Below are 12,599 nucleotides of genomic sequence, written 5' to 3'. Positions count from 1 at the left end.
TGCGGTTCGCAACCAATATAATTGCGGATCGCAACCAAATCAATGGGGAATGTCAGGGATGCTTGCGCGGCGGCGCAGCCGTCACTTCGGTGGCGGGCGCGGGCGGTTTGCGATGAAACGGCACCTTCAACAGAAACAAGCGCAATGCCTGCCAATGGATGCGCAGCACCACGCCCAGCGTCATGAACGGCATCGCCCCCACCGCGCGCAGCAACGACGCCGTGGTCAACGGCGCGCTGGGTCCCCGAATCGCGGTGTGCAGCAGCGGCTGGGGTTCGGCGGGGTCGTCGTGGTAATCAATGATGGCAGCGTGCGTGCCGTTGCGGTGTTCAACGCGAAACCGGTAGACGCCGGTCACTACGCAAAACGGCGACACGTGAAACGCCTTGTCGCTTTGCAGCACCTGGCCATCCTGAATGACGCCGCCGTCGGGCGCGCGCAGCACGTATTGATGGCGCTCGCCAAAGGTGTTGTTGACCTCGGCCACCAGCGCCCGCAGATCCCCGTGGGTGTCGTGCACGTGCCAGAAGCTGACGGGGTTGAAGACGTGGCCGAACAGGCGCGGAAAGCACTGCAACCACACCGCGCCGACGTCGATATCCGCGCCCGCGATGTCCAGCCGCGATTGCAACCACGCCATCGGGTCGCCACCGTCGCGCGCGCCATGGTCGGCAAAATGAAACGCCACCGGGCGTCGACGATTCACGCCGAACAACCACGACGCGCGGCCGTCATAACGCGGGGCTTGATCGATGCGCAGGCGCAGACAGAACACCCGGTAGGTAAAACGGTGCGACACCGGCCGCGTGCGCGCGTGCAGCACGCGGGCGCGCATCAGTTCGATCAAGCCGTCCGCGTTCATGGCGCGACGTCCCACGGCGGCATCACGCCCAAGTCCGCCGCCACGCGGATGGCGGACGCCAGCCCGTCCTCATGAAAGCCGTAGCCCGTCCAGGCGCCGCAGAACCATACGCGCGCACGGCCCTGGATGTCGGGCAGGCGCGCCTGCGCCAGCACCGCGTCGGCGTCCAGAATGGGATGTTCGTAATCGTAGCGACCCAGCACGGTGCCGGGCGCCGGTTCCTGCCGTGGGTTCAGCGTGACGATCACGGGTTGCTTGAACGGCAGCGGCTGCAAGTGATTGAGCAGGTAGCTGACCGACATGGGCGCATCGGGCGACGGGCCAGCCAGATAATTCCAGGCCGACCACACCGCCCGGCGACGCGGCAGCAGCGCGGTGTCGGTATGCAGCACGGCCAGATTGGGCTGATAGCGCACGCGCGACAGCACATCGCGCTCGGCCTCGGTGGCATCCAGCATCGCCAGCGACGTGGGCGCGTGGCACGCCAGCACCACCGCGTCGAAGTCATCAACGTGGCCCGCGGTGCGCACCTGCACACCGTCGGCCACGCGCTTGACGGTGTGCACCGGGCTGGCCACGCGCACCTGCGCGATGCGCGGCAGCATCGCTTGCACGTAACGCTGCGCGCCACCTTCAACCGTTTTCCATTGCGGCCGCCCCGCCACCTGCAACAAGCGGTGGTTCAGGCAGAACGACAGGAACGTGCGGGCCGGCTGCGCCAGCACCATGCTGGGCGGCGTGGACCAGATGGCGCCCGCCATGGGCAGCAGATACCAGTCGCGCATCGCCTGGCCATAGCCCTCGGCGTCCAGCAGATCGCCCAGCAGCGCATGCGGCCCGCTGCGCGCCAGATAGGCAGCGGCGTGGCGGTTGAAACGCAGAATGTCTCGCAGCATGCCCAGAAAGGCCGGCCGCAACAGGTTGCGGCGCTGCGCGAAGACGGTGTTCAGGTTGGTGCCGGCCCATTCCAGGTCGGGCTGGGTCAGCGACACACTGAACGTCATGTCGCTGGCATGCACCGGAATCGACAGATGCTTGAACAAGCGGATCAGGTGCGGGTATGTCAGGTCGTTGTGCACCAGAAAGCCGGTGTCCACCGGATGGGTGATGTCGCCCACCCGGGCGTCAACGGTATTGGTGTGGCCGCCGACGCGTTCCCGCGCTTCGAACAAGGTCACCGAAAATTTCTCGGACAGCAGCCATGCCGCGCTCAGCCCCGCCACGCCGCCGCCGATCACGGCGATGCGGCTGCCCGCGGCAAGCAGAGCCATGGTGCGTGGCGCCGGCTGGGCATCCGGGGCCGTCGACGTAAGGGTCACCATGGCGCCGCCTTGTTGGGATCCGTTGAGGCCCGATTAAACCATCAAGACAGCCGATTGGGAGGATGCCCGCAAAGGAAAAACCGGCCTGTCCGATCAGGCCGGCCGGTGAAATTGCGCACGCGCGGCCTGCACGGCGGCATGGCACACGCAGCCGCTCATGTGGTCGTTGACCATGCCCACCGCCTGCATGAAGGCGTACATCGTGGTCGGCCCCACGAACGTCCAGCCGCGCTTTTTCAGGGCCTTCGATAGCGTGGCCGATGCGGCGGACGTGGGGTTGCCGTTCCAGTAGGCCAGGTCCACCGTCCTCGGACGCTCGGTGGCGGGCGGCTCATGCCGCCACAGCCAACCCGCCAGGGACCCGGTTTCAAGCGCAAGGTCCACGGCGCGGCGCGCGTTGTTGATGGTGGAAACGATCTTGGCCCGGTTGCGCACGATGCCCGGGTTGGCCATCAGCCGTTCCACATCCCGGTCGGTGTAGCGCGCGACGCGTTCGAAGTCGAAATCGTCGAACGCCTCGCGAAAGGCCTCGCGCTTGCGCAGAATGGTGATCCAGGCCATGCCCGCCTGAAAGCCTTCCAGGCAGATCTTTTCGTACAGCCGGCGGTCGCTGCCCACGGGGCGGCCCCATTCGTGGTCGTGATAGTCGGGCATGGACGGCTGCCAGAAACAGCGCGGCGCGCCGTGGGCATCCAGAATCAGGCCCGCCGGTTCCAGCGCGCACACCTCGGTCATTGCTTGCCGGGCACCGGGCAACTGGTGTCGCCCTCTTCGCACTTGAGGTAGCCGCGCAGTTCTTTGGTGCGCGCCTGCGTCAGCTTGTCCAGGCACTGGCTCAAGACCATGGGGTAGATGCTTCCCCCCGTGGCGCCGCCCGACGAAAACGCACATTCCGCATCGCGAAAAAACAGCCACGCCTTTTGCGCGGCCTGCAATTGAGTGGTCTTGGTGCTGTCGTCTTTCAGACGGTCGATGACGCTGCGGTAGGCTTCATTCAAATGTTTGTCGGACTGGCGATAAGCCTGGTCGGCGCACAAGTTCATGTCAGTCTGCGTAGAGCCCTTGCCGCATTTAAGCGGAATGGGTTGCGGCTGCGCGTGGGCGCTGGCGGCCAGCAGCAGCGCGGCGGCCGTGGCGATCGCGATACGCATGGGCGTTCTCCTGTTTGTCTGTAGCGAGTCGGATGGGAAAGTGTCGCACGGATGGGCCCTTGCGCGCATGTCAGGCGCCGGCCAGGTGGCCTAAGATATTGCTCATGAAAATTCAATTGCTCTCTGACCTGCACCTGGAAACCGACCCGACTTTTGTCGCAAGTCCCATACCCGGGGCCGACCTGCTGGTCCTGGCCGGCGACATCGGTTCGTACCGCCAGGGTTCCAAGCTGGCCAGCAACGATTTCGGCCTGGGCAGCTACTCCCCGCGCAACGGGTGGCCCACGCCCGTGGTGTTCGTGCCCGGCAACCACGAATACGACAACCTGGATTTCGACGAGGCCCACGAACGCCTGCGCGAACTTTGCCACGCGCTGGACATCCGGTGGCTGGAACGCGAAACCTGCGTGATCGATGGCGTGCGCCTGGTGGGCACCACGCTGTGGACGGACTTTGACGCGCTGGCCGCCGACACCGACACCCTGGGCGTCGCGCTGGCCAAGCGCGCCAAGGCGTTTCGCGCCGCTGACTTCTATCTGGAAAAGGCGCAGATGCGCCGCAACGGCGGCCCCTTCATGGCCGAGCAAATGCGTGAACAAGGCCTGGCCTGCCAGCAATGGCTGAGCGACACGCTGCGCACGCCGTTCAACGGCGCCACCCTGGCCATCACGCACTTCGCCCCCACGCTGGCCAGCGCCGACCCGCGCTATGGCGTCACGCCCGGCACCGCCGGGTTCTGCAATGCGCTTGATGCGCTGCTGCCGTTGGCCGACTGCTGGATGCACGGCCACCTGCATTGCGCGCACGACTACGTCAAAGACGGCTGCCGCGTCGTGGCCAACCCGCTGGGCTACGCCAAGAAAGGCGAACAAGCCGACTTCCAGCCTGACCGCCTGTGGCAAGTGCCCGCTGAAACTTGAAGCTGGCGGCAACTACCGGGTCCTGTTCGATGCAGATGTCATCAGGCGGATGCCTGAGCCGGGTGGCGGCCAGAGAACCCGTAAGTCGGCGCAACGTGGGGGCAGTTCGTCCCCCATTAGCCGTGGCCCCCTACGGCTCCAGCCCTGCCACCGGCAATGCGAACAACACCACGGCCGGATTCGCCAACACAAAGCCCGTGCCCGCCACGAACGCCACGGGTGACAGCAGCCGCATGGCGTCGGCGCTGGCTTGCGAGTCCTGCACCGTCACGCGATAGGTCTGGTCCAGCGCGGTGGACGTGGCCCCGCCGGCCTGCGCCGCGCCGGGCGTGCCCGGGCGCGCCACGTAGCGCTTGCCCTTCAAGTGGTGCGTGAAATAGACCAGCCCCTCTTTGGTGGTGCCAAAGTGCATGGCCAGCGCCTGCTCGCGGTCACGCGGGGTGGCCGCGGCCGTCAGCTGCAAGCGCACGTATCCCCAGGTAAGGCCATCGGCGCCCACGTGGAAGTCGCGCAGCACCACGGCCGTCAGCCGCGACCGGAAGTCGGACGTCAGCGCCTGCGCCATCGGCGGCGGCATGTCGAACAAGTAGTGGTATTGCGGCCCCAGCACCGCAAAGGTCTTGGTGTCGGACGACACCATCAACGTGGAGACGTTTTCGGTATAGGTCTTGGTGGACGCGCAGCCCGCCGCCAGGATGGCAAGCGCGGACAGAAGCAAGGTCGTCAGGATGCGTTGCATGGCGGTCAGGGCTGCGTGATGCAGGTCAGGGGCGCGGAATGCCGGTCAGGATGCATGACGCGGGCTTACCAGCATGCAGGTAAGCCGCCGGCGCAACACGCCCCGGCGGCCGTCACAATCAGGGTGCCGGGTTCGGGTAGCGCACGTGAATGGCGTCAATCGCCTTCAACACTTCAGGCGACAGCGTCACATCGACGCTGTCGATGTTTTCCTTAAGCTGTTCCAGCGTTGTTGCCCCGATCAAATTGCTGGTCACGAACGGGCGCTGATTCACAAAAGCCAGGGCCAGGTGCGTGGGCGACACGCCGTGCTCGCGCGCCACCGCCACGTACTCGGCGGTGGCCGCTTCGGCCTGCGGATTGCTGTAGCGCGTGAAACGCGTGTAGCGCGTCAGACGCGCGCCCTCGGGCCGGGCGCCGTTCAGGTACTTGCCGCAAAGCATGCCCATCGCCAAGGGCGAATACGCCAGCAGGCCCACGTCTTCGTGATGCGTGAATTCCGACAGGCCGATTTCAAACACCCGGTTCAAGAGGCTGTACGCGTTCTGGATCGACACCACGCGCGGCAGGTTCCGGGTGTCTGCATGCCGCAGGAACTGCGACAGGCCCCACGGCGTTTCGTTGGACACGCCCACGTGGCGCACCTTGCCCGCGCGCACGAAGTCCTGAAGCACGGACAGGGTTTCCTCGATCGGCACGGTGTGCTCGTCCTGGACCCACGGGTAGTTCAGCTGGCCGAAGGTGGCGGTTGTGCGGTCGGGCCAATGCAGCTGATACAGGTCCAGATAGTCCGTCTGCAAGCGCTTCAGGCTGGCGTCCAGCGCTTCGGTCAGGTTCTTGCGGTCCAGAAAAGTCTTGCCGTCGCGGATGTGGCCGGGGCGCTTGGGGTCACGCACCGGGCCCGCCACCTTGCTGGCCAGCACGATGTCCTGACGGCGCTTGGTGCGCGCCAGCCACGTGCCGATATAGGTTTCGGTCAGCCCTTGCGTTTCGGGCTTGGGCGGCACCGGGTACATCTCGGCCACGTCCACCAGGTTCACGCCGCGCGACAGCGCGTAATCCAGTTGTTGATGGGCGTCGGCCTCGGTATTTTGTTCGCCCCAGGTCATGGTGCCCAATCCAATCAGGCTGACATCCAGGTCGGTACGGCCGAGTTTGCGGGTTTTCAAGTTCTGCTCCGTGCGGGTCTTGATAGGGGAAAGTCGACACCTTACCGCAAGATGTTGGCGTTTCGCTGACAGGCCGGGGCATATCAGATCTTGCCGCGGCCAGGCAATCCGCATACGCTGGCGACTGTCCGTCGGGGAGCGCCATGCTCAGGAATTTCAACGAGTCCTATCTGTTCTTCATTGGCGTCATCGTGCTCCTGGGCGTGATCGAGCTTTGCTTCCTGCTTGGCCGCAAACAGCGCAAGCCGGCGGATGAAGCGCACAAGACGCACATCAGCGCACTGCAAACCGCCCTGCTGGGATTGCTGGCCCTGCTGCTGGGCTTTACGTTCGCCATGTCGGTCACGCGCTTCGAGGCGCGCAAGAACCTGGTACTGGAAGAGGCCAACGCCATCGGCAACGCGTACTGGCGTTCCCAGCTGATCGCGCCCGCCGCCCGCGAAAAGATCCCGCCACTGCTGCTGGAATACATCCGCGCGGCGCTGGAACTGCACGACGCCGAAAACGACAGCCAACGCTTTGACGCCGCCAACGTCACCACCCGCCGCATCGAACGCCAGATCCGCGCCATCACCGCCGCCAGCGCCGACAACCCGCCCGCCATCGCCACCATCATGTTCATCCAGGCCATCAACGAGATGGCCCAGGTCAACGAAAAGCGCCGCGTCGCCCTGGAAAACCATGTGCCCGAACCGGTGTTCTACCTGCTGTTCATCGTCAGCATCGGCGCCGTCGGTTTCATCGCCTACGGCACCGGCCTGCACAACCGAAGACGGCTGGTATCCACCGGCCTGTTCGCCGCGCTGATCGCCCTGGTACTGACCTTCATCGTCGACATCGACCAACCCGGCACAGGGGTGATCCAGGTCAGCCAGGAAAGCATGGAACGCATGCAGAAGACGCTGGAAAGCGAGTTGTAGCGCGGAAGATTTCCGGGGTTCCCCCCGGCATCAACCGCCCGCCAGCACCCGTTTCAGGAACGGCGCCGTGGCGCCCTTGCCTGCCCGGCTGACGTGCGCCGGGGCGCCTTCGGCCACGATGCGGCCGCCTTCCTCGCCCGCGCCGGGGCCCACGTCTATCATCCAGTCGCTGTTGGCGACCACGCGCAGGTCGTGTTCCACGACGACGACCGTGTTGCCCGCATCCACCAAGCCATGCAGTTGCGCCATCAGCTTGTCGACATCGGCCGCGTGCAGCCCGGTGGTGGGTTCGTCCAGCACGTAGAGCGTGTTGCCGCGCTGGCTGCGTTGCAGTTCGGTGGCCAGTTTGATGCGCTGCGCTTCGCCGCCGGACAGCTCGGTGGCGGGTTGCCCCAGGCGTAGATAGCCCAGTCCGATCTCGTGCAACAGGGACAGCGGGCGTTGGACCGCCGGTTCGTCCTTGAAGAACGCCAGCGCTTCGTCCACCGTCATCGCCAGCACCTGGGCGATGTTGCGGCCATTCCATTCGATTTCCAGCGTCTTGGCGTTGTAGCGGCTGCCGTGGCAGACCGGGCATGGCGCGTACACGCTGGGCATGAACAGCAGTTCAACATGCACGAAGCCTTCGCCTTCGCAGGTGTCGCAGCGGCCTTGCGCCACGTTGAACGAAAAGCGGCCCGCCCCATAACGCCGCGACTTGGCGGCGCGGGTGTCCGCGAATAGTTTTCGCACGTGGTCGAACAGGCCGGTGTAGGTTGCCAGGTTGGAACGCGGCGTGCGGCCGATGGGCTTCTGGTCCACGTTGACCAGACGCTTGATGGCGTCGGCGCCCGCGTCGATGCGGCCCGTCGTGCGCGGCGGGCCATCGGCCCGCGGCAGATCGCCCTCGGGCTCTTCCGTGACCGGCTCCTGCCCCAGGTGCTCGCCGATCAGTTCGACCAGCGCCTGGCTGACCAGGCTGGACTTGCCCGAACCCGAAACCCCCGTCACCGCCGTGAACGCGCCCAGCGGAAAACGCGCGTCGATGCCGTGCAGGTTGTTGCGATGGATGCCGCGCAACGACAGCCACCCGGAGGGCTCGCGCACGGCGGCCCTGGCGGCCGGCGCGGCGTTGAACAGATAGCGCGCCGTCAACGACTCGGGCACCTTCTTCAAGCCTGCCGGCGGCCCGCTGTACAGCACCTGGCCGCCATGCTGACCCGCGCCCGGGCCTACGTCCACCAGCCAGTCGGCGCGGCGCAGGGTGTCCAGATCATGCTCGACGACAAACAGGGTATTGCCCGCGTCTTTCAGTTGGTCCAGCGCGCGATGCAGCGCCTGGCCATCGGCGGGGTGCAGACCGGCCGAGGGTTCGTCCAGCACATACACCACGCCGAACAGGTTGGAGCGTATCTGCGTGGCCAGGCGCAGCCGTTGCAGCTCGCCTGGCGACAGCGTCGGCGTGGCGCGGTCCATCGCCAAATATCCCAGGCCCAGCGCCTGCAAGGTGCCAATACGCTCGACCAGGTCATGCGCAATGCGTTGCGCGGCAATGCGCTTTTCCAGTGACAGGTCGGGCGTGCGGCGCACATCGGTGCTGCCCGCGTGCGCCAGGCCGCCCGCCGCGACGCGGCGCGCGTTGTCCTTGCGGGTGGTGGCGCGGCTGCGCGCGCCGGCCGTGGCGGGCGCATCGAACTCGCCGCGCGCGGCGGGCGCAAGCACCTCGGCGATACGGGCCAGCGGCAGGCGCGACAGGCTGCCGATGTCCATGCCGGCAAAGGTCACCGACAGGGCTTCGGGCTTCAGGCGACGGCCATCGCATACGGGGCACGCCGCGCCCGTCATGAAGCGGGCCACGCGCTTTTTCATCATCGCGCTTTGCGTGGTGGCGAACGTGTGCATCACGTAGCGGCGCGCGCCCGTGTAGGTGCCCATGTAGCTGGGTTCCTGCTTGGCGCGCAAGGCGGCGCGGGTTTCGGCCGGCGTGAAGCCCGCGTAGACCGGCACGGTGGGCTGCTCGTCGGTGTACAGGATCCAGTCGCGGTCTTTCTTTTTCAGGTCGCGCCACGGGATGTCGACGTTGTAGCCCAGCGTGACCAGGATGTCGCGCAGGTTCTGGCCGTGCCAGGCCGGCGGCCATGACGCGATCGCGCGCTCTCGGATGGTCAACGACGGGTCGGGCACCATGGACGCTTCGGTCACGTCGTACACGTAGCCCAGGCCATGACAATTGGGGCAGGCGCCCTGCGGCGTGTTGGGCGAGAAGTCCTCGGCGTACAGCATGGGCTGGTCGGCCGGGTAGGTGCCGGCCCGCGAATACAGCATGCGCAACATGCTGGACAGCGTCGTCACGCTGCCCACCGTGGAGCGCACGTTGGGCGTGCCGCGTTGCTGTTGCAGCGCCACCGCCGGCGGCAGCCCCTCGATGGCGTCCACGTCCGGCACGCCCACCTGATCGATCAGGCGCCGCGCATAGGGCGACAACGATTCCAGATAACGCCGCTGCGCTTCGGCGTACAGCGTGCCGAAGGCCAGCGACGATTTGCCCGATCCGGACACCCCGGAAAACACGACCAGCGCGTCTCTCGGGATATCCACATCGACGTTCTTCAGATTGTGTTCACGTGCGCCGCGTACGCGGATGCAGGCGTCGGCGCGGGGTTTGGCGGGTGTCTTTCGTGGGCTCATGCAGCCATAGTAAAGGACACCTTGCGCGCCGATCCAGACGCGGGATCGATCACCCCATCCGCAAGTCCGCCGCCTGATGCGCCAGGTCCAGATACTTGCGGCGCAGGACCTCGTCGGCCTGGTCACGCGGCGTCATCGGGTCGTTCTCTATTTCGTCCAGCTTCGCCGCCCGCACCAGCGACATCAGGTTGCGTGAGTGCGATTGGGACGACGGCACGAACGATTGGTCCAGCAGCTTGCCCTTGACGTACTTGGACACCTGCGTGCTTTGCGTGCTCGAATCGTTCAGCGTTGCGGTAGCCAGCACGCCTTCCTGATAGCTCACGTCCGTCTTGCTGCTGGTCGTGTCATGAATCTGGAAGTAGAGGTAGTTCTGCGTCTTCTCATCGGCGCTCAGCGCCAGCTGCACGTCCGGCGACAACGACCGGTGATAGCTGGCCGTCAACGTGGACTGCTGCGTCTGCGACATCGCCAGGTCCCAAGCGACCTTGCCCGACACCTGGCTGCTTTGCGACGCCTGGAACGAAAACCCGTCGATTTCCTTGGGCTTCGCCGGGTTGATGGCGCCGCGCACCTGCTCGATCGAGGCCGAGAAATCCGCCAGGCCCGACAACAGGCTGCGATGCGCATCACCGGCCGGCAAGCGGCGCGTGGTGGTGTCGGCCGCCGGGACCTGGGCGGCGCCGTAGCTGCCGTGCATGGACGAGAACACGTCTTTGAAAGTGCTCATCAACGCCTCGTCGCCCGAGCCCCGACGCTGGGCGCGATCAAATTGCTGCAAGTACTTGGCAACCGCCGCCGACTGTTGCTGGGCCGAGCCCAGGGCAAGCGGTTTGGTCAGGTCCACATCCACCTTGACCGCGCCCATCACGCTGGACACGGTCAGGCTCTTTTGCTTGGCGTCCGCCCGGAAATCGACGGTTTGCTCCGCGCCGTCCACCATGCGCGTCTGGCGCAGGCTGATCGAGGACAGCAATGGCGAACTGCCGTTGGCCAGCGTCGTCACCGACCAGCGCGGCGGCACTTCGGCCAGGCCGTCCAGCGCATCCTGGAACGCACCGGACAGGGCGGCGATGGCGCGGCGTTCGTCTTCGTTCAATTCGCCCTCGGCCACGTCGATCTGCACCGACATGCCTTCGTTGCCGCTTTGCAAGGTGACCTGCACCTTGACGCCGCTGGCGGTGTCGATGCGCAATGACACCGCGTTGTCAGGCCGCAGATCGGCTTCGGACAACGGGCCGGCGTTGGCGGGCGCCTGTGCCGATGCCACCACGCGCGTGGACGGCATCCACTGGGAATGACCGGCACCGTCAGTGCGAAAGCGGTTCAGCACCGCCGCGCCCACCTCGGCGAACGGGGCGACACGGGTGCGCGCATCCACGGACTTGGTCATGGCAACGGCCAGCGCGTCCGGCACGGTCCCGGTCTCGTCGTAGACCGAGCCGGCGGCGGGGAAGGCGCCTTGGCCCAGCATCACGACAGACGATCGGGAGGACGCCGTGGCGTCAGGCGACGTCGCGACCGGGGCGATGGTCTGCCCCGCGCGGATCACCGTAACGGGGGTACTGAGCGGGGCGACGCCGGTCGCGCCTGCCAACGAGCTGATGAGGGTCATGGGGCGTCCGCAGTGGGCAGTGCCTGCCCGGGTTTTTGTCTGAATTCTTGTTGGAACTGCTAACGCGTTAACGGCAGGCGCCTAGAGAAATTAACCGCGCCAGGGGCTGAAGGGGCTGAAGGGGCCGAAGGGGCGGCGCAAGTCCGGCAAGACGGGCGAAAGGGCCGCGACAAATCCGGCCGAAACGCCTGGAACTATCCCCGCGGCGACCCGCGCCGCTTCAGCCGGTCAGAGCTTGTGCCGAGCCAGGAAGGACTGCACGGCTTCCAGCACCACCGCTTCGTTTTCACGATGCGGCACGTGGCCGCAACCGGCCAGCGCCAGCATCCGCGACGGCCCGCCGGCCAGGGCCACGAATTTTTCAGGATGGCGCATTGACCCGTACTCGTCGTTTTCGCCGTGGATGGCCAAAAACGGTGCGTGTACGCGCGGCAGGGTGTCGTCCAGATTCCAATCGGCGAATTCCGCCGATTGCCAGGTGTGCACCCAGGCGTCCAGCACCCATTGCGCCTTGTCGCCGTGGTAGCGCTTCAGGCGTTCAAGCTGGGCGGGGTCGCGGAACTGTACGCCGGCCTCGCGGATGCCGGCCAGCGTGCGGTCTTCCACGAACTGCTGGGCGGATTCGGTGATGACGCCCACGCAGGCCTGGGGATACGCGGCAGCGATGGCAACCGCCATGCCCCCGCCCACGCTATGGCCGAAGGCGATGAAACGTGACAGGTCAAAGTGCCGGGCCAGCGCGGCGAAGGCGTCCTGCGCTTCGTCGAAAACGAAGTCGGCGTTCAGCGTGCCGGGGTGCGGGTCCGACTCGCCAAAGCCCAGGCGGTCGTAAGCGATGACGGCGCGGCCGGTGGCGGCGGCAAGATTCGCGGGGAAGTCGCGCCACAGGCCGACGCTGCCCAGGGAATCATGCAACAGCACGATCGGCGTGGCGCGGTCCGATTGGGCGGCGCCCGATGCCGCGGCGCCCGACGCAACGGCGCCCGACGCAACGGCGCCCGACGCAGCGGCGCCCGATTGTGCTGCGCCCGATGCCGCGGCGCCGGCGCCCGACCAGTACCTGGCGTGGATGCGGCCATGGGCGGTGGGAATCATCACATCCTGCGGCGTTACGGCGTTGGCGGCGGCCATCATTCATCCATCCCTTGTTCGATCACGGTATGACGGATTCTGCTGCCAACCGCGCCGCCGGGCAACTCCCTCGGCGCAATTCGAACCTGGCTTACCCGGCGCGA

At 66.3% G+C, this 12,599-nt stretch carries 11 protein-coding genes; 2 read left to right on the top strand and 9 right to left on the bottom strand.

All coding sequences use genetic code 11. The features are described 5' to 3' along the window. Positions 1-52: 52 nt before the first annotated feature. The 4 genes from V6F88_RS18165 to V6F88_RS18150 all read right to left on the bottom strand — a co-directional run bounded on the left by V6F88_RS18165 (position 53) and on the right by V6F88_RS18150 (position 3,335). Positions 53-862, bottom strand: coding sequence for a DUF1365 domain-containing protein (locus tag V6F88_RS18165; RefSeq protein WP_332611209.1), 810 nt, complete (start codon positions 860-862; stop codon positions 53-55). After that, complete coding sequence (locus V6F88_RS18160) at positions 859-2,133, bottom strand: NAD(P)/FAD-dependent oxidoreductase (protein WP_332611208.1); 1,275 nt, start codon at positions 2,131-2,133, stop codon at positions 859-861. The genes V6F88_RS18165 and V6F88_RS18160 overlap by 4 nt, the downstream gene beginning before the upstream one ends. Positions 2,134-2,277: 144 nt before the next feature. Next, positions 2,278-2,919, bottom strand: a complete 642-nt coding sequence (locus V6F88_RS18155; protein WP_332611207.1) for a DNA-3-methyladenine glycosylase I — start codon at positions 2,917-2,919, stop codon at positions 2,278-2,280. Next, positions 2,916-3,335: a lysozyme inhibitor LprI family protein gene (locus V6F88_RS18150; RefSeq protein WP_332611206.1), complete on the bottom strand. Its 420-nt coding sequence runs from the start codon at positions 3,333-3,335 to the stop codon at positions 2,916-2,918. Before V6F88_RS18150 ends, V6F88_RS18155 begins: the two co-directional genes overlap by 4 nt. 104 nt (positions 3,336-3,439) lie before the next feature. On the opposite strand from V6F88_RS18150, the gene V6F88_RS18145 reads away from it, so the two are divergent. After that, positions 3,440-4,255: a metallophosphoesterase gene (locus V6F88_RS18145; protein WP_332611204.1), complete on the top strand. Its 816-nt coding sequence runs from the start codon at positions 3,440-3,442 to the stop codon at positions 4,253-4,255. 130 nt (positions 4,256-4,385) lie between these two features. On the opposite strand, the gene V6F88_RS18140 is transcribed toward V6F88_RS18145, so the two are convergent. Both V6F88_RS18140 and V6F88_RS18135 read right to left on the bottom strand, forming a co-directional pair. Beyond that, positions 4,386-4,994, bottom strand: a complete 609-nt coding sequence (locus V6F88_RS18140) for a hypothetical protein (protein ID WP_332611202.1) — start codon at positions 4,992-4,994, stop codon at positions 4,386-4,388. 118 nt (positions 4,995-5,112) lie between these two features. After that, a complete protein-coding gene (locus V6F88_RS18135; RefSeq protein ID WP_332611201.1) occupies positions 5,113-6,162 on the bottom strand; it encodes an NADP(H)-dependent aldo-keto reductase in 1,050 nt (349 codons plus the stop codon). A 143-nt stretch (positions 6,163-6,305) separates the two neighbouring features. Between V6F88_RS18135 and V6F88_RS18130 the strand changes: the two genes are divergently transcribed. Next, positions 6,306-7,082 (top strand): bestrophin-like domain, encoded by a 777-nt coding sequence (locus tag V6F88_RS18130; RefSeq protein WP_332611200.1) that lies wholly within the window; start codon positions 6,306-6,308, stop codon positions 7,080-7,082. 30 nt (positions 7,083-7,112) lie between these two features. Here the strand turns inward: V6F88_RS18130 and V6F88_RS18125 are convergent, their stop codons facing one another. From V6F88_RS18125 to V6F88_RS18115, 3 genes are all read right to left on the bottom strand, one after another. Beyond that, positions 7,113-9,749 (bottom strand): excinuclease ABC subunit UvrA, encoded by a 2,637-nt coding sequence (locus tag V6F88_RS18125; protein ID WP_332611198.1) that lies wholly within the window; start codon positions 9,747-9,749, stop codon positions 7,113-7,115. Positions 9,750-9,798: 49 nt separating this feature from the next. Beyond that, positions 9,799-11,364 (bottom strand): hypothetical protein, encoded by a 1,566-nt coding sequence (locus tag V6F88_RS18120; RefSeq protein ID WP_332611197.1) that lies wholly within the window; start codon positions 11,362-11,364, stop codon positions 9,799-9,801. 228 nt (positions 11,365-11,592) lie between these two features. After that, positions 11,593-12,498, bottom strand: coding sequence for an alpha/beta fold hydrolase (locus tag V6F88_RS18115; protein ID WP_332611196.1), 906 nt, complete (start codon positions 12,496-12,498; stop codon positions 11,593-11,595). Between the last annotated feature and the right edge of the window lie 101 nt (positions 12,499-12,599).

Origin of the sequence: Achromobacter sp. ESBL13, assembly GCF_036668755.1 — a bacterium.
Classification (GTDB): Bacteria; Pseudomonadota; Gammaproteobacteria; order Burkholderiales; family Burkholderiaceae_B; genus Achromobacter.
The sequence above is the reverse complement of the archived record's forward strand: the minus strand, read 5'-3'. Positions and strand labels throughout refer to the sequence as shown.

What these genes read in the sequence shown, in the direction of transcription:
- V6F88_RS18150 (WP_332611206.1), bottom strand. Translation starts at nt 3,335, where the DNA reads ATGCGTATCGCGATCGCCACGGCCGCCGCGCTGCTGCTGGCCGCCAGC.
- V6F88_RS18120 (WP_332611197.1), bottom strand. Translation starts at nt 11,364, where the DNA reads ATGACCCTCATCAGCTCGTTGGCAGGCGCGACCGGCGTCGCCCCGCTC.
- V6F88_RS18115 (WP_332611196.1), bottom strand. Translation starts at nt 12,498, where the DNA reads ATGATGGCCGCCGCCAACGCCGTAACGCCGCAGGATGTGATGATTCCC.
- V6F88_RS18155 (WP_332611207.1), bottom strand. Translation starts at nt 2,919, where the DNA reads ATGACCGAGGTGTGCGCGCTGGAACCGGCGGGCCTGATTCTGGATGCC.
- V6F88_RS18125 (WP_332611198.1), bottom strand. Translation starts at nt 9,749, where the DNA reads ATGAGCCCACGAAAGACACCCGCCAAACCCCGCGCCGACGCCTGCATC.
- V6F88_RS18145 (WP_332611204.1), top strand. Translation starts at nt 3,440, where the DNA reads ATGAAAATTCAATTGCTCTCTGACCTGCACCTGGAAACCGACCCGACT.
- V6F88_RS18130 (WP_332611200.1), top strand. Translation starts at nt 6,306, where the DNA reads ATGCTCAGGAATTTCAACGAGTCCTATCTGTTCTTCATTGGCGTCATC.
- V6F88_RS18165 (WP_332611209.1), bottom strand. Translation starts at nt 862, where the DNA reads ATGAACGCGGACGGCTTGATCGAACTGATGCGCGCCCGCGTGCTGCAC.
- V6F88_RS18140 (WP_332611202.1), bottom strand. Translation starts at nt 4,994, where the DNA reads ATGCAACGCATCCTGACGACCTTGCTTCTGTCCGCGCTTGCCATCCTG.
- V6F88_RS18160 (WP_332611208.1), bottom strand. Translation starts at nt 2,133, where the DNA reads ATGGCTCTGCTTGCCGCGGGCAGCCGCATCGCCGTGATCGGCGGCGGC.